The 21,076-nt window shown below is 60.8% G+C and carries 23 protein-coding genes; 7 read left to right on the top strand and 16 right to left on the bottom strand.

Features of this window, described 5'->3' with window-relative positions; all coding sequences use genetic code 11:
• Positions 1–15: 15 nt before the first annotated feature.
• The 6 genes from J3P73_RS10305 to J3P73_RS10280 all read right to left on the bottom strand — a co-directional run bounded on the left by J3P73_RS10305 (position 16) and on the right by J3P73_RS10280 (position 3,572).
• Positions 16–900: a hypothetical protein gene (locus J3P73_RS10305; protein ID WP_207579910.1), complete on the bottom strand. Its 885-nt coding sequence runs from the start codon at positions 898–900 to the stop codon at positions 16–18.
• A gap of 72 nt (positions 901–972) precedes the next feature.
• Positions 973–1,287 (bottom strand): hypothetical protein, encoded by a 315-nt coding sequence (locus J3P73_RS10300; protein WP_130661398.1) that lies wholly within the window; start codon positions 1,285–1,287, stop codon positions 973–975.
• A gap of 122 nt (positions 1,288–1,409) precedes the next feature.
• Complete coding sequence (locus J3P73_RS10295) at positions 1,410–1,982, bottom strand: BA14K family protein (RefSeq protein ID WP_207579909.1); 573 nt, start codon at positions 1,980–1,982, stop codon at positions 1,410–1,412.
• Positions 1,979–2,146, bottom strand: a complete 168-nt coding sequence (locus tag J3P73_RS10290; RefSeq protein WP_165406129.1) for a hypothetical protein — start codon at positions 2,144–2,146, stop codon at positions 1,979–1,981. Before J3P73_RS10290 ends, J3P73_RS10295 begins: the two co-directional genes overlap by 4 nt.
• 46 nt (positions 2,147–2,192) lie before the next feature.
• Positions 2,193–3,059, bottom strand: coding sequence for a DUF1236 domain-containing protein (locus J3P73_RS10285; protein ID WP_130661396.1), 867 nt, complete (start codon positions 3,057–3,059; stop codon positions 2,193–2,195).
• A gap of 114 nt (positions 3,060–3,173) precedes the next feature.
• Positions 3,174–3,572, bottom strand: a complete 399-nt coding sequence (locus J3P73_RS10280; protein ID WP_018073189.1) for a DUF1236 domain-containing protein — start codon at positions 3,570–3,572, stop codon at positions 3,174–3,176.
• A gap of 299 nt (positions 3,573–3,871) precedes the next feature.
• On the opposite strand from J3P73_RS10280, the gene J3P73_RS10275 reads away from it, so the two are divergent.
• Positions 3,872–4,138, top strand: a complete 267-nt coding sequence (locus tag J3P73_RS10275) for a hypothetical protein (RefSeq protein ID WP_026170990.1) — start codon at positions 3,872–3,874, stop codon at positions 4,136–4,138.
• 93 nt (positions 4,139–4,231) lie between these two features.
• On the opposite strand, the gene J3P73_RS10270 is transcribed toward J3P73_RS10275, so the two are convergent.
• Complete coding sequence (locus J3P73_RS10270; RefSeq protein ID WP_207580002.1) at positions 4,232–5,068, bottom strand: class I SAM-dependent methyltransferase; 837 nt, start codon at positions 5,066–5,068, stop codon at positions 4,232–4,234.
• Between the two features lie 175 nt (positions 5,069–5,243).
• Here J3P73_RS10270 and J3P73_RS10265 point away from each other — a divergent pair, with 175 nt between their 5' ends.
• From J3P73_RS10265 to J3P73_RS10255, 3 genes are all read left to right on the top strand, one after another.
• Entirely contained in the window at positions 5,244–5,420 is a 177-nt protein-coding gene (locus J3P73_RS10265) for a hypothetical protein (protein ID WP_165406127.1), read from the top strand.
• A 63-nt stretch (positions 5,421–5,483) separates the two neighbouring features.
• The gene (locus J3P73_RS10260; protein ID WP_130661395.1) at positions 5,484–6,872 is read left to right on the top strand and encodes a sensor histidine kinase; all 1,389 of its coding nucleotides are present in this window, start codon (positions 5,484–5,486) and stop codon (positions 6,870–6,872) included.
• A gap of 2 nt (positions 6,873–6,874) precedes the next feature.
• Positions 6,875–7,498: a response regulator gene (locus J3P73_RS10255; protein WP_075223966.1), complete on the top strand. Its 624-nt coding sequence runs from the start codon at positions 6,875–6,877 to the stop codon at positions 7,496–7,498.
• Between the two features lie 27 nt (positions 7,499–7,525).
• Here the strand turns inward: J3P73_RS10255 and J3P73_RS10250 are convergent, their stop codons facing one another.
• Complete coding sequence (locus J3P73_RS10250) at positions 7,526–8,047, bottom strand: hypothetical protein (RefSeq protein WP_075223967.1); 522 nt, start codon at positions 8,045–8,047, stop codon at positions 7,526–7,528.
• 284 nt (positions 8,048–8,331) lie between these two features.
• Between J3P73_RS10250 and J3P73_RS10245 the strand changes: the two genes are divergently transcribed.
• The 3 genes from J3P73_RS10245 to J3P73_RS10235 all read left to right on the top strand — a co-directional run bounded on the left by J3P73_RS10245 (position 8,332) and on the right by J3P73_RS10235 (position 10,062).
• Complete coding sequence (locus tag J3P73_RS10245) at positions 8,332–8,808, top strand: hypothetical protein (protein ID WP_075223968.1); 477 nt, start codon at positions 8,332–8,334, stop codon at positions 8,806–8,808.
• Positions 8,809–8,977: 169 nt separating this feature from the next.
• A complete protein-coding gene (xth, locus tag J3P73_RS10240) occupies positions 8,978–9,772 on the top strand; it encodes an exodeoxyribonuclease III (RefSeq protein WP_075223969.1) in 795 nt (264 codons plus the stop codon).
• A 107-nt stretch (positions 9,773–9,879) separates the two neighbouring features.
• Positions 9,880–10,062: a hypothetical protein gene (locus J3P73_RS10235; RefSeq protein WP_075223970.1), complete on the top strand. Its 183-nt coding sequence runs from the start codon at positions 9,880–9,882 to the stop codon at positions 10,060–10,062.
• Positions 10,063–10,110: 48 nt separating this feature from the next.
• On the opposite strand, the gene J3P73_RS10230 is transcribed toward J3P73_RS10235, so the two are convergent.
• The 8 genes from J3P73_RS10230 to J3P73_RS10195 all read right to left on the bottom strand — a co-directional run bounded on the left by J3P73_RS10230 (position 10,111) and on the right by J3P73_RS10195 (position 21,048).
• On the bottom strand, positions 10,111–12,195 hold the full coding sequence (locus J3P73_RS10230) for an FAD-dependent oxidoreductase (RefSeq protein ID WP_075223971.1): 2,085 nt from the start codon (positions 12,193–12,195) through the stop codon (positions 10,111–10,113).
• Between the two features lie 6 nt (positions 12,196–12,201).
• Positions 12,202–13,371, bottom strand: a complete 1,170-nt coding sequence (locus tag J3P73_RS10225) for a Gfo/Idh/MocA family protein (RefSeq protein ID WP_075223972.1) — start codon at positions 13,369–13,371, stop codon at positions 12,202–12,204.
• A gap of 24 nt (positions 13,372–13,395) precedes the next feature.
• Positions 13,396–15,051, bottom strand: a complete 1,656-nt coding sequence (locus J3P73_RS10220; RefSeq protein ID WP_130690982.1) for a GMC family oxidoreductase — start codon at positions 15,049–15,051, stop codon at positions 13,396–13,398.
• Positions 15,052–15,060: 9 nt separating this feature from the next.
• Positions 15,061–16,599, bottom strand: a complete 1,539-nt coding sequence (locus J3P73_RS10215) for a GMC oxidoreductase (RefSeq protein ID WP_130690984.1) — start codon at positions 16,597–16,599, stop codon at positions 15,061–15,063.
• 15 nt (positions 16,600–16,614) lie between these two features.
• Positions 16,615–17,730, bottom strand: coding sequence for an ABC transporter ATP-binding protein (locus J3P73_RS10210; protein ID WP_207579908.1), 1,116 nt, complete (start codon positions 17,728–17,730; stop codon positions 16,615–16,617).
• A 3-nt stretch (positions 17,731–17,733) separates the two neighbouring features.
• Positions 17,734–18,681, bottom strand: a complete 948-nt coding sequence (locus J3P73_RS10205; RefSeq protein WP_130664434.1) for a carbohydrate ABC transporter permease — start codon at positions 18,679–18,681, stop codon at positions 17,734–17,736.
• Positions 18,678–19,631 carry a carbohydrate ABC transporter permease gene (locus tag J3P73_RS10200; protein WP_128412889.1) on the bottom strand — a complete coding sequence of 318 codons (954 nt, stop codon included), beginning with the start codon at positions 19,629–19,631 and terminating at the stop codon, positions 18,678–18,680. Before J3P73_RS10200 ends, J3P73_RS10205 begins: the two co-directional genes overlap by 4 nt.
• A 154-nt stretch (positions 19,632–19,785) precedes the next feature.
• Complete coding sequence (locus J3P73_RS10195) at positions 19,786–21,048, bottom strand: ABC transporter substrate-binding protein (protein WP_130655224.1); 1,263 nt, start codon at positions 21,046–21,048, stop codon at positions 19,786–19,788.
• Positions 21,049–21,076 lie beyond the last annotated feature (28 nt).

Here is a 21,076-nt window from a genome sequence, read left to right as displayed (position 1 = left end):
TACGGCAAGCAGCAGTCACGGCGTCTTAGCGTATTTCCTGGCTTCACGCGATCTTGCCGTGCGACGGGCCGGCCTCAGTTCTTCGATCGTCGGCAGCCACCACTCGGCGTTCTCAACCGGAAGCGTTTTCGCGGGCCAGGTGCGGACGAGCTCTTCAAGTGTGGGCACCCGCCAATATCCCCAGACGTGATCCTCGGTCACACCGGGATAGAAATCCGCGACGACATCCGGGTCGACCAGTTCGCCTGAGATTTCGGTAAAGACGACGATTCCATAAGCGGTGACCACAGGACGTCCTATCGGCGGCAGGTCGTCGCTCTGAAGCGGGTAACGGTGACGCTTTCGTTCCGCAGAGCGGAGTTTGCTGCGCATATCCTGTTCGGTCCCTTTCCGCTCCTCGGCTCGACGTCGTCTTTCCTCCGGCTCGTTTCTGCAAGCCGCCGCTTCGATATCAGGCCATCTGCGTCGGAGTTCCTCATAGGACCGAAAGGGAACGTGCCATATTCTGAGATCGCCATCCCACCGTGAGGACGGCACCTCGTGCAATTCGTCGACGATGGTCTTCGAATATGGCGTGCGGATTCGGAAGTCTGCCTTGCCGAGTTCAAGATATGGACTGTCGATGGGATCGAAGGTGAAGGCGTCGCGTCCCTTCGCATCCGCATGGGCGTCGGCTTCGGCCTCGATCTCGGCAAGCCATTGTCCGATGCGACGGGACGCCGTCCGCCCGGGAACGAACCAGGCCTTGCGGGCATCGCTCCAACGGGCACGGGGGAAGCGTCTTCGGAATTGCTCGACGGTCATCCTGTCGTAGGGGAAAGAAATGTCCGCGCCGGGCTTCGAACCGTCTTCGCCGGACGGCGCCTTGTTGTGATCAGCGGCGGATTTCGTTTCGGTCATGGCAGAAGAACGCTGTCGCGCAGCGATCGGTTTCCGGTGAGGCGCTCGTTTGGCGGCCCACTGGCGACCCTCTCAGTGAATTGTCTTCGACGGCTTCTCCGCATGCGAAATGCCATCGAGCGTCGCGATAAGCTTTTCGAACTCGTTCAAGACACGATTGAACTCGGCGTCCTGCATGTTGGTGATTTCGGATATCGTCGAGGACACGGACGCGATGAGCCTGTCGATCCAAACACAGCGCTCGGCCGGCACATTTGCGAGAACCTCCCGCCGATGCGTCTTCAGCTCGCGGAGGATGCGAACGATAAGGGCCCCCCGGTCCGCTCGGGTCAAGAGCGGAAGCCTTGTCTGCGCCTGCTGGATTTCTGTTATCAGTGCCGTTGCCATCCCCTGATCTCCAACACTCTAATACAACCGGGTATCACAACCGTAGCGATTCCAACACGGACTTTAGTCCGATTCACCAGCTTGGTGCAGCATCATCCGCACCACGTGACCACCGCCGATAATCAATTGTTCGTGGCAACGAGATTTGACATGTCGCAGCTGCGCCGCGGTCCTTCCCATGGTTGATACGTATTGTCTTCCGGTCGATACGACTTGTAGCGAGCGGCGCACCGGGCTGCCGCCTCTGCATTCACTTTCGTGCCGACGCCGCCATCGGCCTCGGCGACAGTCGGCTGGAACGGCGAAGAACATTCGCGAGTCTCACCGCTATAGGATCGATAGTTGTTGGTCACAGGATTGAAAGAGCGATAACGTTCCTCACACCAGGCAAGATGCGCGGCCGAAAGTCTGGGCTGCGGTGTCTGAAGTTCGGATGGCGGGCGAGCCGAATCCGGCCTCGCCGCTGATGCCATGCTGGCCGAGACCTCGGTCACATAGCTGGAATAGAGAGGCGGAATTCGTTCATAGTGCTGCTCCCGAGGATCGACTTTCACCGGCGTCGTCGTCCATAGATCGCGCGCTGCGAGCTCCTTGAAGGTGTGAGGTTCGGAATCCGCCACAACATAAGATGCGGCAGCGATGCAGGCCCCGACCGAGCTTAAGATGCCAAAGGCAACGGATGCGATGGCTTTCATTGTCCCGACCTCTGCTGTTGAGCCAGTGGAACCCAGATGCGGCCAGCGGCGCTGTTATGTCTGCCGCCCGTGGCGACAAGCACGGCGAGAATGCCGGCGATTGCCAGCAGGATCGCGATCAACGGCAAGGCCAGCCCATTGGACTTTTCTTCAGAATGGATCATGTTCCTCTCCTATGCCCCGGCGGCGGAGAGCCGCCGGGGCCGGCCGCTACGCCGCGATGATGTAGACGATCGTGAATGCAGAAGGATCGACGATGACGATCCGGCCATCCGCGAGGAGGAAGAAACGATAGGCCTTGTACTGCGGTACGATCTCCACGATTCGGGGCGGCAGTGGCTCGAGCCTGATCTTCTTCGGGATGGTGGTGCCGACCGAGACTGTGAAATCCGCCTCCCGAACCGGCTCGACATGAACCTCCTTCACAACGCTGCGGATTTCCGTCTGCTGCTCGACGGAGATGTTCACGTTGGTCGTATTGTTCGTCTCGGTCTTCGTGGTGTTCTGAGTGTTGCTGTCGACCGATGTTTTGTTGTTCTCAACGTTCGTCTTGCTGTTTGACTGAGTCTCAGTCGAGCCGCTGGAAGACTTCGCGTCGCTGGACTTCTGGGTTTCACCGGAGCCGGTCGGCGTGCCAGTGTCCTGGCTGCCGGCAGGCTTCTGGCTTTCCGTCGAGGACTGTCCCGACTTGGAAGACTTCGAACTGTCCGGGCTTTTGCCAGAGGCGTCCGTGCCTGCGGCACCGGAGCCGGTTTCGGTCGAGCCTCCGGACTGCGTCTTAGCACCGGGCTGACTTGTCGTCTGACCGGAGGAACCATCCGTGGAGGTTCCGGACGAGTTTCCGCTAGAGCCGGAAGGCTGCTGGGTATCCTGGCCGGTCGATGCTCCTGCGCCACCCGAGGAGGAGGCGCCGCCGGCATCCGGTTGCTGGATCGCACCACCGCTGGACTGGCCGTTTTGGGCAGCACCCTTCTTGGGAAGGATCGGCGCATCCTGCGCCGCGGCGGAGATGATGCCGACCGGCGAAACGCCGATCGAGAGTGCCGTCATCAGCACGGCGAGTGTCTTGGTCTTCATAACAATCTCTCTGCTTTTTCGGCCGCACGACGTTGTCGTCCGTCGTGCGGCGGTTCTCAGGTTCTAACGATGATATTGAGGGGCAAGACGCGGCAGAGACCGCGTGGGATCAGGTCACTTGATAACCTGGATCACCTTGCGGGACGACGGTTCGACGATGACGCGTTCATCATTGACCACCGCGTAAGCATAGGTCGGGTCATCCGGAATAGGCGTCACGACAACCGTCTCCGGCAGAGGCTGGCCGACGACAACCTTCTCCTTCACGACCACGCGCGCCGATGGTGCCGGAGCCTCGCGGACATAGGTGACGACCTTTTGCGGCGGCGGATCGATCGCCGTACCAACGACCGCGCCGGCAACGCCGCCGACAGCAGCGCCAACGGGGCCGCCGACGATCGCCCCGGTCACCGCGCCACCGGCGGCACCGTTAACGGTCGAGGACTGGGCGAATGCGACGCCCGACATGAGGGTCGCGGCAGTTGCCGCACCGACGATAAGCTTGGAGATCATTTTCTCCTCCTTCTGTTTCGAGGCGGCCTTCGTGACCGCTGCGAAACCAACTAGCTGGAGGCACGGTCGTTCCACGGCCCGGACCTCAGTCTGATGGACCCCGGCCCTTGGTCCCAAACCCATGTCAATGCCCGTCGCCGGCGCTACTTCAGGATTGAAAGGCCCCGCACACGGGCTTACAGCGCCACGCGTCTTTTCAGACGCGTAAAGGACGCTGTAACACTTTGAATTGCTGCATAATTTATCCTTAAACCGATGCCGATTTGAGGAATTATGCAGGAGGCAGGAGACTGAAGGAGATGGCACGATCCAACCGCCGGGAAGCGGGACGCCGGCGCCTGGCGATGCGTTTGCCGCACATGCGGACGCTGATCATGGCAGCGTGCGACCCATTGCAGCTCGAGCTCTTCGAGGCCTACCAGATGGCAGTCGAAGCGCGCGACGCTCTTCGAGGACGGCAATTCAATGCGAACCTGGTGCGGGAATACGACGAGACCTGCTTCGAGATCGAGCGGCACGTCATCCGCGCGATGCAGGAAACTTCCTACGCGCAGCGCACGAGCTGAAGTCCGGTGAGCCGTCATACTCGTCGGACAGAGCTTTTGGACATTTCATTTGGAGAATCGCGCGATTGATCCGCTGGCCGGCACTAAGCGGCGTTACGAAGCGCGACCGACGACGACGAAGGCGCTCATGCCGCCGCACGGACGAACCCCGTAGCGTGATTCCATTCGCTCGGCCACCTCATCGACTATCTCTGAGATACGCGCCGGCGCCCGCCTTTCGATCTCTTCCCTGAGCGGAGTGCCTTGGCAGAAGGCCGCTGCGATATCATGGGCGGCTGCAACGGAAGTCAACTCGATCCGATCGCAGGAAATTGCGTCAAATCCCGCCGAAGACATTTGCGCCTTTATCGACGCTATATCGAAGTAGGAATATGACAAGTTTCTTAGAAAGTCCGGTGGATTGGACGGAAAGAGGCTTGCCAGACATTCATCCACGCATCTTGCGAAGTCGTTGGTCGGGAGTGAATCCCACGTCGTGAACAGGAAACGACCTCCGCTCCGCAACACTCTTTTGGCCTCGTCATAGGCCTTCAACTTATCCGGAAAGAACATCACGCCGAACTGGCAGACGACGAGATCGAACATCGAAGACGCGAACGGCAGATTTTGCGCATCGGCGTGCATCCAGTGGGTCCGCGACATCGTCAGCGACGGTGCGCCAACGTCAATCATCGCCTGGCTGAGATCGGTGGCAACGATCTCCGTGGCCGGATCAAGCGTCACCCGCAGAGCACGTGTCAAGGCGCCTGTCCCCGCAGCGACCTCGAGAATGCTGCCCGGCTTCAATCGCTCGGCGACGATCGCCATCTCCGAGGCATAGGGCTCGAAGAGAATCGGCACGAGAAGGCTGTCGTAAAATTCGGCGACGCCTTCCTCGAAGGGCGCGAGAGAAGAGGCCGATGCGGCGCGGGCGCCGCCTTCGATATCCATGGAAATCGTCACTCACAAGCCTCCAAACCCGGGTTCGTCGGCCAGGAAATATGCTTGAATCTGCTGATGTCTACAGGCGTCAGACCTTGGTCCCAACCTTCTCCGACCGAAGTCCCTGAGGTGGAACGCGCGTCGGACTCGCGCCGTTTCGAGGGATGTTGAAGGAGATCCGAACATGCACCAGAGTCATAGATCCCGAGTGAATGACGCTTGCAACGCGTCCGTCTTCGCCCTTGTTATCGTTCTGGCCGCCCTTCTCTACGTCTTCGGCGTAGCCATATCAGGCGATAGCCTCGGGCTTACCCAGAGCATAAGAGGCGCCGAGGTCTTCGATACCAGGAATCTACCCTGACGCTGTTTGGAAAAACTCTGAAGACGCGGTAGGTTAATCGACAAGTCTCTTGCCGGAATCAACATGAATTGGCTTCGCCGCTGGAATGCCCGCTCACTCGCCTCCCAGTTCTTCATCGCGGGTGGGCTCATATCGATGGCCGTCATGTTCCTGGTGGGCATTCTCGTCACCCACCTCATAGAGGAGGCCGTCATCCACAATTCTGGTGCTGCGACGGCGCTATATGTGGACAGCGTGGTCGCGCCGCTGCTTCCCGACATGCAAAAGGAATCGTTGCTGGACGAAGCCAGTGCTCAGGCTCTCGATGAGACGCTTGGTCAGGGCGCGCTCGGCAGGCGTCTCGTTTCGTTCAAGCTGTGGCGAAGCGACGGCACCATCCTTTATTCGAATGAGAAGGAGCTGGTGGGCAGGAAGTTTACGGTCAGCGACAAGCTCCAGAGGGCATTCGCAGGGTCTCTCGTCGCGCGCTACGAAATCGCCAGCGATCCGGAAAGCGACAAGGAGCGCGCGCTTGGCAAGCCGCTCATGGAGATCTACAACCCTGTGCTCCAGCCATGGTCCGGACGGGCGGTCGCCGTACTTGAGTTCTACGAGACGGCAGAAGGATTAAGCGACAGTCTGGCGCATGCCAGGCTCCGGAGCTGGGGCGCTGTCGCTGCTCTCACAGCAATCTTTTTCCTTGTTCTCTCGGCTCTGGTGTTTCGGGGGAGCCGCACGATAGAGGCGCAACGCAAGGATCTCAGGGAACGGGTCAATGAACTGTCCGCGTTGCTGGCGGAAAACCGCGGACTTCAGCGGCGGCTGCAGCGCGCCTCCCAGCGGTCGGCGGCGCTGAATGAAACATATTTGCGCAGTATCGGTGCCGATTTGCACGACGGTCCGGCCCAGCACATCGCCTATGCCTCATTGCGGCTGGACAGCGACGTGTTGATCAACGCGTCCACACAGCCCGAAGCGCGTGAAAAGGAGCTTGCCTGGATACGCTCGAGCCTTGCCGAGGCGATGACGGAAATCCGCAATATCTGCAGTGGGCTGGTGCTCCCGCAGATCGAGAAGTCCTCGATCACCGAGATCGTCATGCGGGTCGTCGAAGCGCATCAGCACAAGACCGAAACCCATGTCGAAACTGTTATCGACGAGGATGGACCTGAACTTCCTCCTGCGGTGAAGATCTGTATCTATCGCTTCGCTCAGGAAGCCTTGAACAACGCCTATCGCCACGGTGGCGGCATTCAGCAGGCTGTTAAGGCCGTCTCGCACAACGGTCATGTCCGTGTCGAGGTGAGCGATCGCGGCGATGGCTTCGATCCGACCGAGGTGAGGCCGACGAGCCTCGGCCTTGTCGGACTTCGGGAACGCATCGACAGCCTGGGAGGATCGTTCGAGGTCAAGACAGGCGAAGGAGGGACGACCGTGACCATGATCTTCGAGCCTATGGAAGTGGGAGACTAGAGATGACATCCATCACCATCGGCGTCGTGGACGACCACCCGCTTTTTCGCGAGGGTGTAACGCGCAGCCTGTCGGAGATGAGCGGCTTTAACGTCATTGGCGAAGGCGCCAGCAGCGATGACGCGGCCATGATCGCCTCGGACAACTGCCCCGACATCATGCTCCTCGATATCTCGATGCCCGGCGGCGGGCTGTCTGCGATCAGCGACGTGCTGGCGCGGAGCCCGACAACGAAAGTGCTCATGTTGACGGTATCCGAGGATGTGGACACGTTGCTTGACGCTCTGCAACGGGGCGCGATGGGCTATGTTCTGAAGGGTGTCGGTTCCCGTGGCCTCGCCGAAGCCATCCAAACGGTCCTGAGTGGAACGCGATATATCTCGCCGACGATGTCGGCAAAGGTCATGGAGAATTCACTGCATGGCGGAACCTCAGACAAAAACAGTCTGACACCACGGGAACGCGAGGTGATGGATCTTGTCGCTCAAGGCTTGTCAAACAAACATATCGGCTTGCGTCTCGGCCTGCAGGAAAAGACCGTGAAGCACCATATGACCCAGATTCTGAGCAAGCTCGGTGCCTCGAACAGGACTGAAGCGGCTCTACAATGGCGCGAACGGCGCTAAAAGAGGGTATCGTCCGACTATCACGCTCTAGCGAAGGAAGCGGCTCAGCCGGCGGGCATCGTTGGCCGTCGCCTGACGGCTTATGATCGTGCGGCCTTTCGAGTCCTTCATAATGTAGCGGCCGCGCTGCAGGGTCTCGGTGATACCATTCGCATGACGGACGTCGATCGAACCATCGGAAGCTTCGGTCGCTGTCGTTCCCAATCCTTCTGACGACCTTGCAGAAGAGGAAGAGGATCCCGCGCTGCTGGTGGAGCTCCCACCATTGCCATTTCCTGAGCCATTGCTGCTGCTGTTGCCACCACTATTGCCGTTGCCACTCCCTCCCCCGTTGCCGCTACCGCCGCTATTGCCATTCCCTCCACTATTCCCGTTGCCGTTACCACCACCGTTGCCATTCCCGTTGTTACCGTCTTTTGCCTGCGCGCACTCCGCCGCCAGAACAGGAAGGAAACCGTCGAGATTCAATCTGGCGGGTGATGCGGCAGCGACGAGGGCGACGGCCGCGCTGCCGCCCAGTCTCAGAAAATCGCGTCTCCGGATACTCATGCCATGGCCTCGTTCGTCCGTTCGCCGTCCCATGCATATATGACGTATAAGATTTCTCGCTGTTCCCAAGACAGAATGCAACCGACCTAGGTAGTAGGCGCCGGCAAGACTTTGGTCCGGCTTATTTGATTGCCGTACTCGTCATCGAGAAAAGTCCGGGCAATCGCAAGCGCTACGTTACTCGCTTCTCCTCATTCCAGCTGCCGTGTGAGGCGGAAGCATTTCTATGGAACTTCTCTCCTCGTCGTCGCTTTGTTTGTCGAAGTGCAACAGAGGAAACCCCGATGGCAAACCCGAACGAATCCCCGGCAGTCCAGTCCATGCGAAAAGAGCAGGCAGAGCAACGAAAGCGGCCCCCAAAAGGCGAACTCGACAAAGCAATCGAGGATACCTTTCCGGCGTCCGACCCGGTGTCAGCCACCCACACCTCCATTCCTGCCGGCCGCAGCGACGTCGAGGCGGCTGAGCGTGTGAAGCGCGAGCCAGATCCGACCAAGCTCGACGAGGAGTTTCCGCTCGTGGATCAAGCCCTGCGCCCAAGCGGTGAAACCGCCCGCTCCTCCGAAGAAATGCGCGCGCTTCAGAAGGAAGCCGGTCGCATGGCTGAATCCGCTTCGGGGCTGGCTTCTGGAACAGCTCGCCTGGCAAAGGCGGAAGCACGCACATTCGTCCATGACCTCGAGGATCGCATACGCCGGCAGCCGCTGACAGCCGCAGCGATCGTCGCCGGCATCGCCTTCGTCTTCGGCGCGACGCGTTGAGGAGCCAAGTGACAGTCGACTCGCTCGATCACCCCGCGGGGATTCGACCGGCGGACCATTACGATATGGAGAGCCGCCTCCATTAGCACGATTGCGGGCGGGGATTTCCTGAGGACGAAACTCAGGAGCGCTTCTAGAGCCCGTCTGTGCTTCGACTTCCGAGGGCATCGTGAAAATCGCAACCTACAATGTCAACGGGATCAATGGGCGGCTAGACATTCTGCTGCGCTGGCTCAAGGAGGACGCCCCTGATGTGGTCTGCCTCCAGGAACTGAAGGCAGACGATGCCAGGTTTCCGCGAAAGGAAATCGAGCGGGCCGGCTACGGCGCCATCTGGCACGGACAGAGATCCTGGAACGGGGTTGCGATCCTGGCAAAAGGCAAGATACCGATCCTGACGCGGCGTGGTCTTCCCGGTGATCCTGACGATACTCACAGCCGGTATATCGAAGCTGCCGTCGACGGCATCCTGATCGGATGCCTGTATCTTCCCAACGGCAATCCGTTTCCAGGAGTAAAATTCGATTACAAGCTGCGCTGGTTTCTCCGTCTGCAGGCGTACGCCGCCGAACTCCTCGAGCTCGATGTGCCTTCGATCCTGGCCGGCGACTTCAACGTCATGCCGACGGAGATCGACGTCTACAAGCCGGAACGCTGGCTGGACGACGCCCTCTTCAGGCCGGAAGTGCGCAAGGCCTATGCTGATCTCGTTGCCCAGGGTTGGACCGATGCCGTCAGACATCTGCATCCAGAAGAGCGCGTCTACACCTTCTGGAAATACTGGCGGAACAGCTTCGAACGTGACGCGGGGCTTCGGATCGACCACTTCCTGCTCAGTCCGGCAGTCGCCCCATGGCTTCGATCGGCAACCGTCCGGAAAAAACCGCGCGGCTGGGAGCATACGAGCGACCACGCGCCCGTCATGATCGAGCTCGACGTTTCCAAAGCTGGAGCAGACCTATGAGCCGCAGGCCGCTTGCGAGCGAGGGAACCAGTCACGTCGCCGAGAGTTAGTCCAAAAGCGCGGGACGGCATTCCTGCCCCGCAATTTTCCAACCTGATGTGACCGCTGTGGACGAAGCCAAGAACTACTTGAACACCGACGAAATTCAGGCCGACGACCAGTTGTCGCCGAAGCCGGTCGAAGGCAAGGATCCGCCAAGGCGGGTGCGCAGAAGCGAGGAAGCTATCGCCGAAGGCTCTGACGAGACCGAGCGCGTCCGGGTTCCGCCCCCAGTTCCGAATCCCGATTGATCAGCCGCATGGCTCCGTCTCGAAGTGGCTCCGATTACCGGCATCACCTCATTTGTCGGCGCCAAGATCGTAGATGCGGCCTGTCAACCAGGCTGGCCAGTCTCGCTCGAAGAAGGACTTGGCGCTTTCATCCAGCGCGCGGTTCGGGCGGGTTGAAAGCCTGATCTCATCGCCATCAATCCGAACGACGATCTGCTCCTCGCGATGCGCTTCGCGTTCTTTCCGGAAACGATAATCCTGCAACGGGCCAGAGCTCGCAAGCGGGAGAGATTCGCCCTCCACATCGCATATTGCGCGCGCCCCGCGGCTGCCGCCCCCATTGCGAATGAAGAAATCGAGCGCGCCGAGTACGGCTTCCGAGGCGAGCGCCATATGTCGCCATTGCACGCCTCGAACCGCCTCCGCTGCACGACCATAGGCAATGCCGTTCGCATGGATTTCAGCGTTCAGTTCGCGCGCTTCGATCAAGGCTCGGCCTACGCCTTCTTGATTGCAGATGATGCCAGCCTTCTCGCTCATTCGCGCCTGCACTTGCGAACGGATCGATTTGACGGTGAGCGGGCTCTCGGTCCGAAGGACGGTAAGGAGATCGACGATGCCCGCCTCTGCGATATCAGCTATGCCCTCTGCTGCCGACCGCTTTGCCCGACCGCTCGCGCTGATGTGCTCTGCCGCGCGCGTACCGAAGACTTGCCCGGCATTGAGCGCCGCTCCACCCGGCCTCGTCACGCCGTGTGTGCCCGCTGCCTCTCCGACCGAGTAACAGCCGCCGAGACTGCTGCGGCCCCAGGTATCGACCATGATGCCGCCGTTCATGTGCTGGTTGTTGACGGCAAATTCCAGTGGCTCCTCGGCGATATCGATCTTGTAGCGGCGGTAGAGCTCGATCGCGAGCGGGTTCATATGCTTCAATCGATCGATCGGCATGTCCTGGTCGGCGCCGGCCTTGCCGAGATAGTTGCGGACGTCTTCGTCAAGTCTCTCCAGACTGAATGGCAGGTCGCCCGGCACGGATAGGGGATTGCGATTGAAGTCCATAAAGACGCGCCGCCCTGCGGCGGTTTCGCTGGAGATGGCAAGGTCTACCAGGCTTGAGCCGAAATCGAGCATGCGCGTCGCGTGAAATGGCCATTGATAGCCCTTGCGAAAGACGTTCGAAGCCAGCTCCTGCGTGCTGCGGTAGTATTCTGCCAGGAAATGGTGCTCGGCGCCCTCGGTATCGAGCGAGTAGATATGCGGGATCGCCTGGACGTATGTGCCCGACAGATTCCATGGGAACCCTTCCCTGCGTGTTCCGATACCAAACTGGCTTTCGGTCAGGTTGACGAGCTCGACGCCTGCCTCGAGCGCCAATCCGAGAGAGCCGAAGCAGCCGTTGGGATAAACGCTGTCGCGATAGAGCTCGCCCGGCCCGCCGGCGGCGAGCACGATCACCCCACTGACGAACAGCGCGATACCCAGCGGGTTCTCCTCCGTACGGTCACTGGCCCGCATGGCGACCATCCCGACCACGTGGCGATCAGCGCCATCGCCCTTGGTGAGGATCTTTACCGCCGTGGTCTGGTTGTAAAACGGCACTCCGAGCCGGATCGCCTCCTCGGCCAGCACCTTGACCATCAGGCGCGAGGTGCGCGGGCCGCAACTGGTGGCGCGGCCGACCTCGTCATGGTCGGTCTGATATCTGAGCGTCCCGCCAAGCGGATCCTGCGGCAGCGGCAGCCCTAGGAACTGAAGCGATGCCATCATCCGGGACGAGCCCACAGCCTCGACATAGGCCGTGTCCTCGTCCATTGCACCGCCGCTGCGGATGGCTCGGGCCATTGCCTTGTAATTGTCGCCCTGATCCGCCGTATTTGCAGTGTGAAGGGTCTGCTTGTCGGATCCCGAACAGGCCGAGGTCCCACCCCACGCGCTTTGGCTGACGATAACGACGTCATCGCCACGCCGCTTCATTTCCACTGCGGCTCGCAGACCTGCCGCGCCGGATCCGACGACGACGCAACCGGCTCGATAGATCGGCGCCTCGATGCCGGCGAGCCGAACCACGTCCGAAGGGGCGGGTTCGGCTGGGAGCCGTGGCATGTCGACATCGGTCAGTGCGTCAAGAATTTCCTGCGGAACGTCTATGGTCATCGGCGTTCAACCCAGCGGGATGTCGACCCAGCGTTTTTGCCGGGAGGACTCCATGCATGCGTCGACGATCTGGCAGATGTGGTGGCCCGTATCGAATGTCGGCCACATCGGCCTGTTTGCAACGATCGAGCGGATCACCTCGGCCACCTCGATGATCTTGCTTTCATTGTAGCCCAGACCGAAATTCGGCAGAGGAAGGAAAGCCCTGAAGGTAGGGTTCTCAGGACCCACGTCGATCTCCCGGAAGCCGCGCCGCCCCGTCCGGTCGTCGTTGGAATAGAAGCGCAGCCGGTTTATCTCGTCATAGGTATAGGCGATGCTGCCTTTCGTTCCATAGATTTCGTAGGTCTGCATGAACTTGCGGCCGGTCGCGACACGGCTGAAATCGACGATCCCGCCGGCACCGTTCTCGAACCGGCACAGCAGATTGGTTGCATCGGGATTGGTGATATCAGCCCAGGACTCGTTGCCTGACAGTTTCACCTGCTCGCCATAGGCAAGGCCCTCGACGGCAGGCCGACGCGGCGTCACGATGAGATTGTCGGCGATCAGGGAACTGACGCGGCCGACCAGGAAATCCATGAAGCTGAAGATGTGCGAACCGGTATCACCGACGATCCCGGTCGGCGCGAGCTTTCCGTCGGCGCGCCACATGAAGGGCGCGTTCGGATCGCCATAGATGTCGACGTGCTGGCAGCCGCGGAACAGCTTGATCTCGCCGATTTCGCCGGATTGAATGATATCTTTCGCCAGATCATGGACGGGATTCCGAGGAAAGGCGTGTCCGACGCGCGTAATGACACCCTTCGCCCGGGCGATGTCGGCCAGTTCCCGCGCTTCGGCGGCGGTGTTTGCCAATGGCTTCTCGCAATAGACATGTTTGCCTGCCAGCAAAGCCGCCTTGGCCACCTCATAGTGGAGATGGTCGGGCAGGCAGATATCGATCAGATCGACATCAGGATCAGCGACCGCCAGATTCCAATCCTGAAGAATTCTTGCACCTGGCGCCCTGTGGGAAAGATCCCCGGCTGTTTTCGAGGGACCTTCGACGAGAGCGACGATCCGAGCCGTTCCGTCCGACACTCCGAAGAAATGCGGAAAGGTCTGATAGGCCATCGTGTGGACCTTTCCCATCCAGCCCGAGGCGCCAAGCACTGCAACTCTGACTTCAGACATTGTCGTCTCTCCTCTCGAGATGGCTTACCGGATTTCGGCGCGGGCCTGAGGCCTCGCATCGTTGCGTTCGTAGGCGAAGATGGTGGGGGAAAGTGCAGGCAAGCCCCGGATGAGGTCCGATCCCTTTTCGCCGACCATGATCGTCGGCGCGTTGGTATTGCATGACGGCACGCGCGGCATGACGGATGAATCACAGACCCTGAGGCCTTCCAGGCCATGGACCTTGAGATCAAGCCCGACAACCGCGTCAGGCCCTGTCCCCATCTTGCAGGTGCCCACCGGATGATGGTCGGTCTTTGCGTTGGCGCAGCCGTAGTCGAAAAGCTGTTCGTCGGTCATCACCTTCGGTCCGGGAAGCCTTTCGGCCATGACATAGGGCTTCAACGCCGCCTGCTGCATGATCTCGCGCGCGATCTTCAGCCCTTCCAGGGACATCGTCCTGTCGTGGGGATCGGACCAGTAGTTAGGGTCGATCAATGGAGAGGCGGCCGGGTCGGAGGATGATAGACGCACCGTCCCTCGCGAGCGCGGATGCAGATAGGCGGAGTTAAGGGTCACGCCGGCATTCTTGAGCCGCTCGACGCCTGCTTCGATGCCCGATCCGAGGCCGAGGTGGAACTGGATATCAGGCGAACGGGCCTCGGGATCGGCATACCAGAAGCCGCCGGTCTCGAAGAGCGACGAGGCGACAGGACCGGTCCGGAACAGGACATATTGAATCCCGGCCCAAAGTGTCCGGTGGAGTTTTGCAACACCGTCATAAGTGTGATCGCCCGTGCATTCAGCGATGACGAAAAGATCCAGGTGATCCTGAAGGTTTCCACCGACACCCGGCAGATCGTGAAGCACCTTGACGCCCACCGACCGCAGATGGTCGGCCGGTCCTATGCCGGACTGCAAAAGCAGCTTCGGCGATCCGATTGCGCCGGAGGAGATCAATACTTCGCGTTCGGCGCGCACGATCTCCAAGCCGCGCGAGGTCACGATCTCGACGCCTGTCGCACGGGCTCCCTCCACGATAATACGCGCGACGTGCGCGCCCGTCCGCACCGTCAGGTTCTTCCGGTCCTTGATCGGCGAGAGATAGGCCAGCGAAGCCGACGACCGGCGGCGGTTGCGCTGCGTGAGCTGATAAAATCCCACTCCCGCCTGCTGGCGCCCGTTGAAGTCGTGATTGTAGGGAATGCCGAGCTCCTGCCCTGCACGGATATAGGCGTCGCAGATCGGTAGCGGCGCTGCGGGCATCGAGACGCCGAGCGGACCGCCATAGGAGTGATAGTCGTCGGCGAAGCGCTGATTATCTTCCGCGCGTTTGAAATAGGGAAGGATCGAGCGGTAGTCCCAGCCCGCGCAACCGTCTTCACGAGCCCAAAGGTCATAATCCACCGCGTTTCCGCGCGTGTAGAGCTGTGCGTTGATGGACGAGCCGCCACCAATGACTTTCGCTTGCGTATAACGAAGCACGCGGCCATTCATGTGCTTCTGGGGAACGGTTTCCCATCCCCAGCTGGCGACGCCTTTGGTCATCTTGGCGAAGCCGGCAGGCATATGAAAAAGAGGATTCCAGTCGCCTCCGCCCGCTTCGAGCAAGAGGACGCTGACATCAGGATCTTCGCTCAGCCGATTTGCCAGCACGCATCCTGCAGGGCCGGCGCCGGTGATGATATAGTCGAAACTCATCTTACTGTCCTATTTTGTCCGTTCGGTCCGCCAGCGCGCGTCTGATGCCTGCAAATCCTTCGATGCGATGTGATCCGCCACTCTCAGCGCCTGGGCAGCGACGGTGAGCGCAGGATTCACCGCAGCCGAGGTGGGGAGGAAACTGGCGTCGACGACGAAGAGATTTTCATGATCATAAGACCGGCAGTACGCGTCGAGCGGCGCAGTCGCGGGATCGTTTCCGATGCGGATCGTTCCGCACTGATGCGAGGGCGTGCGCTTGTCGAAGGGCCTCGCCAGCACGATCGGAAATCCAATCGACTTCAGTATGGCCTTCAGCCTGGCGACAAGCGCGAGATGGGCGTCCCAGTTGGTTCGCTGCCATTGGAGAATAATCCGATCTCCATCCACCATGACGCGGCTTTCGGGATTGGGAACGTCCTCGCTCATCGCATAGAAGTCGATGGCATGGCCGGTGATGAAGCGCAGAAGCCATTCCGGAGCCTGCGGCAGAGAGCCCTTGAGAACCTTTTCAGAGATGCGCCCCAGGAGCTGCACGTTGCCGAGGGGCGGCCCTCCCTCCCCGTCGGAGAGATAGAAATCGTTGAAGGCAAAGGTCTTCTGGTAGATGGAGGTGTTCCTGAACCGCGGCGAGACCCCGATGACGGCGGACGCATTGTGGTTCATGAAGTTGCGGCCGACCTGGTCGGAAGAATTCGCCAGACCCCTTGGGAAGCGGTCGTTTTTCGAACGCAGCAAAAGCACTGATGATTGGACCGCCCCGGCGGAGAGGATCACGATCTCAGGCGAAACAGTCACCGTCTGCCCGTTCTTGAGATAGGTCACCCGGTCGATCCGGCCCTCCGCTCCCGTGTCGAGCCTCGTCACACGCGCATTGGTTTCGAGCCGCACGTTCTGGTGTCTCAGCGCCACTGCGAGGGCTGCGGTCTCGGCATCCATCTTGCCGTCGCGGGCGTTCGGATGCGCATCCCATGGCGTGCGTGCCTTGGAGAGCCAGGCGTCAAGATCCAGGCCGAGCGGCAGGGAAAACGGATGCAGGCCTTTCTGCTTGAGGCGCGCCCTGATATCGGCGATCGGCGCCTCGTCCGGGACGGGCGGGTACTCGTAGGCGGCCGAATGGTACGGTTCGGTGGGATCTTCGCCAAGACTGCCGCGGACCTGGTACATGCGTTCGGCCTGGCAATACCACGGCTCCAGCACCTCATACGGAAACGGCCAGGCCGGCGACACACCCTCCCGGTGCTCGATGACGTCGAAATCTTGGCTGCGATAGCGAGACAATACTGCGCCATAGAATTTCGAATTCCCGCCGACATTGTAGTAATTGCCGGGGTTAAATCCCTTGCCGTTCGCCTCGTACCAGGTTTCCTTCGGTCGAAAATGTCCCCGCTGGAAGATCGCGCGTTGGTCGCGGTTAACAGGAAGATCGGCGATGTGCTCGCCGGCTTCGAGGATCAATATCTGCGCGCCGGTCATGGCCAGGCCGGCCGCGACCGTGGCGCCGCCGACGCCTGAACCGATGATGACGATGTCAGGTGAACTGCTCATGTCAGCACCTGGCCCTCACGCGATCCGCGCCTGTGTTTCGGGATCGAAGAAGACGGCCTTGTCGAGATTGAAGGCGAGGCGGGTGTTTTGTCCTGGCGCGATGCCGGTATCGGCGCGCAGGCGGGCGACGACGGATTTGCCGCCGAGCTTGGTGACGGCGAAGGTGTCGGAGCCGGCCGGTTCCACCACCTCGATCAGGCAGTCGCCCTCGGTCAGCGAGCGTGCCTTGCGGTCGGCGCCATCGGGATCGGTCAGCGCCTCCGGGCGGATGCCGAAGATCACCTGTCTGCCGGTATAGGCGGTCAGGCCGTCATTGCCTGAGATGACGGGGAGCTTCAGCGGGGCGGCATTCGGCCGCTCCAGCGAGACTTCCAGGCCGCCGGCGCCGTTCTCGACGGTGGCGCTCAAGAGGTTCATGGCCGGCGATCCCATGAAGTCGGCGACGAAGATATTGGAGGGGCTGTTGTAGATCTCGGCCGGCGTGCCGAACTGCTGCAGCACGCCGTCCTTCAGCACGGCGATCTTGGTCGCCAGCGTCATCGCCTCGATCTGGTCATGGGTGACATAGACGAAGGTGGTGCCCATGCGCTGATGCAGCCGCTTGATCTCGGTGCGCATGTCGACGCGCAGCTTGGCATCGAGATTGGAGAGCGGCTCGTCGAACAGGAAGACCTGCGGATTGCGCACCAGCGCCCTTCCCATGGCGACACGCTGGCGCTGGCCGCCGGAGAGCTGGCTCGGCTTGCGGTCGAGCAGATGGCCGATCTGCAGCATGTCGGAGACTTGGGCGATCGCCCTGGCACGCTCCTCCTTCGGAACGCCACGGATCTCCATGCCGAAGGCGATGTTGCCCGCCACCGTCATGTTCGGATAGAGCGCGTAGGACTGGAACACCATGGCGATGTCGCGCTTGGAGGGATGCAGACCACTGATGTCGCGCCCGTCGATCTTGATATCGCCTGACGTGATCGTCTCCAGCCCGGCAATGGTGTTGAGCAGGGTGGACTTGCCGCAGCCGGACGGGCCGACCAGCACGAGAAAGCCGCCCTTTTCGAGTTCGAGGTCGATCCCCTTGAGAATGTCGACGGCGCCGAAGCGCTTTTTGAGACCGGAGATTTCGAGGAAGGCCATGGATTACCCTTTGACAGCGCCCGCCATCAGACCGCGCACGAAGTAGCGGCCGGCGAGGATATAGACGATGAGCGTCGGCACGGCGGCGATCATCGCCGCCGCCATGTTGACATTGTATTCGACGACGCCCGTCGAGGTGTTGACGACATTGTTCAGCGCCACCGTCATCGGCATGGATTCACCGGTGCCGGCGTAAGCCGAGGCAAACAGGAAGTCGTTCCAGATATTGGTGAACTGGTAGATCACCGTGACGACGATGATCGGCAGCGAGTTCGGCAGCATGATGCGGCGGAAGATCTGGAAGAAGCTGGCGCCATCGACCTGGGCGGCCCGCACCAGCTCGGTCGGAAAGGCCTCGTAGAAATTGCGGAAGAACAGTGTCGTGAAGCCCAAGCCATAGACGACATGCACGAAGACCAGATTGACCGTCGGATTGCCGAAGCCGAAGCTCAGGCCCGTGGCATTCTGCAGCGTCATGCCGAAGCGGCCGAGGCTGCCGAGGATCGTTGCCATCGGCAACAGCACCGACTGGAACGGGATGAAGCAGGCAAACAGCATCAGCCCAAACACCAGCGTGTGGCCGGGAAAGCGCCATTTGGTCAGCACATAGCCGTTCAGCGCCCCCATGATGGTGGAGATCGCGACGGCCGGCACGACCATCTTGATCGAGTTCCAGAAGTAGCCCTTGATGCCAGCGCAGGTCAGCCCGACGCAGGTCTCGCCCCAGGCCTTGATCCAGGGGTCGAAGGTCGGCGCTTGCGGCAGCGCCAGCATGTTGCCGTTCTGGATCTCGTCCATCGTCTTGAACGAGGTCGTCAGCATGACGAAGAGCGGCATCAGATAGAGGATGGCGAAGATCAGCAGCAGGCCGTAGATGACGGTGCGACCGATCCAGCGGGTGTTGGTGCTGTTCTGCGCCCTGTCGGTTGTCGGTGAGATGATCGTGCTCATCGCGCCTTCTCCTTCAGTTCGGAATAGAGATAGGGCACGATGATCGCCGAGATCGTCATCAGCATGATGATGGCGCTGGCCGAGCCGACGGCCATCTCGTTGCGCTTGAAAGTGTATTCGTACATGAAGTTGGACGGCAGCCAGGCCGAGCCGCCGGGACCGCCCGAGGTCAGCGCCACCACCAGGTCATAGGACTTGATCGCCATATGGGCGAGCACGATGAAGGCGGACAGAAAGATCGGCCGCAGCAGCGGGATGACGATGCGCCGATAGAGCTGGAATGGCGAGGCGCCGTCGATCTGGGCGGCCTTCATGATCTCGCCGTCGATGCCGCGCAGTCCCGCCAGGAACATTGCCATGACGAAGCCTGACGCCTGCCAGACGCCGGCGATGACGACGGTGTAGATGACGAAGTCCTTGTTCTTGATCCAGTCGAAGTGGAAGCTCGTCCAGCCGAAGTGGTGCAGCGTCTGTTCCAGCCCGAGGCCGGGATCGAGGAACCATTTCCAGGCGACACCTGTCACGATGAAGGACAGCGCCATCGGATAGAGGAAGATCGGCCTCAGCAGCCCCTCGCCGCGGATCTTCTGGTCGAGCAGGATGGCGAGGAAGAGACCGAGCACCAGGCAGATGCCGATATAGAGGAAGCCGAAGATCGCCATATTGGTGATCGAGGTGTACCAGGACGACGGCGGATCGCTCTCGAAGGTCCAGCGCCACAGCCGCTGATAGGCGCGTGCTCCGGTCAGCGCATAGGAGGGAAAGGTCTTGGAATTGGTAAACGACAGATAGGCCGTCCAGACGATGAAGCCGTAGACGAAGATGATGGTGATGACGAAGCTCGGCGCCAGCACGATCTTCGGCAGCGCATCCTGCAGCCGGCCCCTCAACGAGATCCCCGTCGATTGCCTCGGCGTCAAAACCGGATCGGTGGTCGCAACGGTGCTCATGGAATGTCATCTCCTGCCTGCAATCGGCCCCGCATGATATCGGGCATGATCGGCTCTGCATCATTGTCGGGCATGATTGTCCGCGCATGATCGGCGCGAAGCCTGAAGCTTCCCCGCGGAGCACGCGGGGAAGCATTTGTCATCACACGTGGTCTCAGCGGGCGTCGTCGATCGCCTGGACGAGCTGCTTGACGGCTTCGTCGGAGGTCTTGATCTGGCCGTGGACGAACTTCGAGACGACATCCTTGTAGGCATTGGCGATGGCCGGCGGAGCGCCGTACCCTTGCGCCAGCGAGCCGAACAGCGTGCCGCCTTCGTTGGCTGCCTTCAGGTCGGCGATGCCCTTCTTGCCGCAAGCGTCGAAGTCGGTATCGGGAACGTCGGTACGAGCCGGCACCGATCCCTTGACGACGTTGAAGGCCGACTGGAAGCTCTTCGACAGCGTTGCGGTGGCCAGCGCCACCTGGGCCGCCTTGCGGTCGTCGGGAACGTTGAACATGCCGAACATGTCGGAGTTGTAGACCACGCTGCCGTCGGTGCCGGGGAAGCGGTAGCACAGGAAGTCGGTGTCCGGCGTCTTCTTGGCGGCGACGAATTCGCCCTTGGCCCAGTCGCCCATCACCTGCACCAGCGCGTCACCCTTGATGACCATGGCGGTCGCGAGATTCCAGTCGCGGCCCGAGAAGTTCGGGTCGACATACTTGATGATCGTGGCCAGGTTATCGAACGACTTCTTCATCGTGTCGGACTTCAGCGATTCCTCGTCGAGGTCGTTGAAGGCCTTCTTGTAGAACTCCGGCCCGCCGGTCGACAGCACGATGGAATCGAACATCGTCGCCTCCTGCCAATTCTGGCCGCCAAGCGCCAGCGGGATCACCCCGGCGGCCTTGGCCTTGTCGAGCAGCGCGATCAGCTCGTCGAAGGTCTTCGGCTGGGTGCCGCCGATCTTGTCCATCACAGCCTTGTTGATCCACAGCCAGTTGACCGAGTGGACGTTGACCGGGGCTGCAACCCACTTGCCGTCATAGACCGAGAACTTCTGCAGCGCTGCCGGAACCGACTTGTCCCAGCCTTCCTTCTTCGCCGTCTCCGTCAGATCGCCCATGACGCCAGCCTGGGCATAATCGAGCACGGTATAACCCAGCATCTGCGAGGCTGTCGGATAGGTGCCGGCCGCAACCATCGCCTTCAGCGCCGTCATCGCCGCATCGCCGCCACCGCCGGCAACCGGCACGTCCTTCCAGGCAAAACCTTCCTTCGAAAGATCCTGCTTCAAGACGTTCAGCGCCGCAGCCTCGCCGCCTGACGTCCACCAGTGCAGCATCTGCACTTCCTTCACGTCGGCGGCGCGTGCGGAGACGCTGGCGCCGGCCAGAGCCAATGCGATCGTTGCAGTCGTGGTCAAAAACCTGTTCATCGAAAGACCTCCCAGTCTTACATTGGAA

It is taken from the genome of Rhizobium ruizarguesonis (assembly GCF_017357285.1).
GTDB lineage: Bacteria > Pseudomonadota > Alphaproteobacteria > Rhizobiales > Rhizobiaceae > Rhizobium > Rhizobium ruizarguesonis.
Note: the sequence above shows the minus strand (reverse complement) of the source record. Positions and strands in the feature narration are given on the sequence as shown.

What these genes read in the sequence shown, in the direction of transcription:
- J3P73_RS10250 (WP_075223967.1), bottom strand. Translation starts at nt 8,047, where the DNA reads ATGAGTATCCGGAGACGCGATTTTCTGAGACTGGGCGGCAGCGCGGCC.
- J3P73_RS10270 (WP_207580002.1), bottom strand. Translation starts at nt 5,068, where the DNA reads ATGGATATCGAAGGCGGCGCCCGCGCCGCATCGGCCTCTTCTCTCGCG.
- J3P73_RS10300 (WP_130661398.1), bottom strand. Translation starts at nt 1,287, where the DNA reads ATGGCAACGGCACTGATAACAGAAATCCAGCAGGCGCAGACAAGGCTT.
- J3P73_RS10275 (WP_026170990.1), top strand. Translation starts at nt 3,872, where the DNA reads ATGGCACGATCCAACCGCCGGGAAGCGGGACGCCGGCGCCTGGCGATG.
- J3P73_RS10295 (WP_207579909.1), bottom strand. Translation starts at nt 1,982, where the DNA reads ATGAAAGCCATCGCATCCGTTGCCTTTGGCATCTTAAGCTCGGTCGGG.
- J3P73_RS10255 (WP_075223966.1), top strand. Translation starts at nt 6,875, where the DNA reads ATGACATCCATCACCATCGGCGTCGTGGACGACCACCCGCTTTTTCGC.
- J3P73_RS10220 (WP_130690982.1), bottom strand. Translation starts at nt 15,051, where the DNA reads ATGAGTTTCGACTATATCATCACCGGCGCCGGCCCTGCAGGATGCGTG.
- J3P73_RS10245 (WP_075223968.1), top strand. Translation starts at nt 8,332, where the DNA reads ATGGCAAACCCGAACGAATCCCCGGCAGTCCAGTCCATGCGAAAAGAG.
- J3P73_RS10215 (WP_130690984.1), bottom strand. Translation starts at nt 16,599, where the DNA reads ATGAGCAGTTCACCTGACATCGTCATCATCGGTTCAGGCGTCGGCGGC.
- J3P73_RS10305 (WP_207579910.1), bottom strand. Translation starts at nt 900, where the DNA reads ATGACCGAAACGAAATCCGCCGCTGATCACAACAAGGCGCCGTCCGGC.
- J3P73_RS10265 (WP_165406127.1), top strand. Translation starts at nt 5,244, where the DNA reads ATGCACCAGAGTCATAGATCCCGAGTGAATGACGCTTGCAACGCGTCC.
- J3P73_RS10210 (WP_207579908.1), bottom strand. Translation starts at nt 17,730, where the DNA reads ATGGCCTTCCTCGAAATCTCCGGTCTCAAAAAGCGCTTCGGCGCCGTC.
- J3P73_RS10205 (WP_130664434.1), bottom strand. Translation starts at nt 18,681, where the DNA reads ATGAGCACGATCATCTCACCGACAACCGACAGGGCGCAGAACAGCACC.
- J3P73_RS10280 (WP_018073189.1), bottom strand. Translation starts at nt 3,572, where the DNA reads ATGATCTCCAAGCTTATCGTCGGTGCGGCAACTGCCGCGACCCTCATG.
- J3P73_RS10230 (WP_075223971.1), bottom strand. Translation starts at nt 12,195, where the DNA reads ATGACCATAGACGTTCCGCAGGAAATTCTTGACGCACTGACCGATGTC.
- J3P73_RS10225 (WP_075223972.1), bottom strand. Translation starts at nt 13,371, where the DNA reads ATGTCTGAAGTCAGAGTTGCAGTGCTTGGCGCCTCGGGCTGGATGGGA.
- J3P73_RS10260 (WP_130661395.1), top strand. Translation starts at nt 5,484, where the DNA reads ATGAATTGGCTTCGCCGCTGGAATGCCCGCTCACTCGCCTCCCAGTTC.
- J3P73_RS10290 (WP_165406129.1), bottom strand. Translation starts at nt 2,146, where the DNA reads ATGATCCATTCTGAAGAAAAGTCCAATGGGCTGGCCTTGCCGTTGATC.
- J3P73_RS10285 (WP_130661396.1), bottom strand. Translation starts at nt 3,059, where the DNA reads ATGAAGACCAAGACACTCGCCGTGCTGATGACGGCACTCTCGATCGGC.
- J3P73_RS10200 (WP_128412889.1), bottom strand. Translation starts at nt 19,631, where the DNA reads ATGAGCACCGTTGCGACCACCGATCCGGTTTTGACGCCGAGGCAATCG.
- J3P73_RS10195 (WP_130655224.1), bottom strand. Translation starts at nt 21,048, where the DNA reads ATGAACAGGTTTTTGACCACGACTGCAACGATCGCATTGGCTCTGGCC.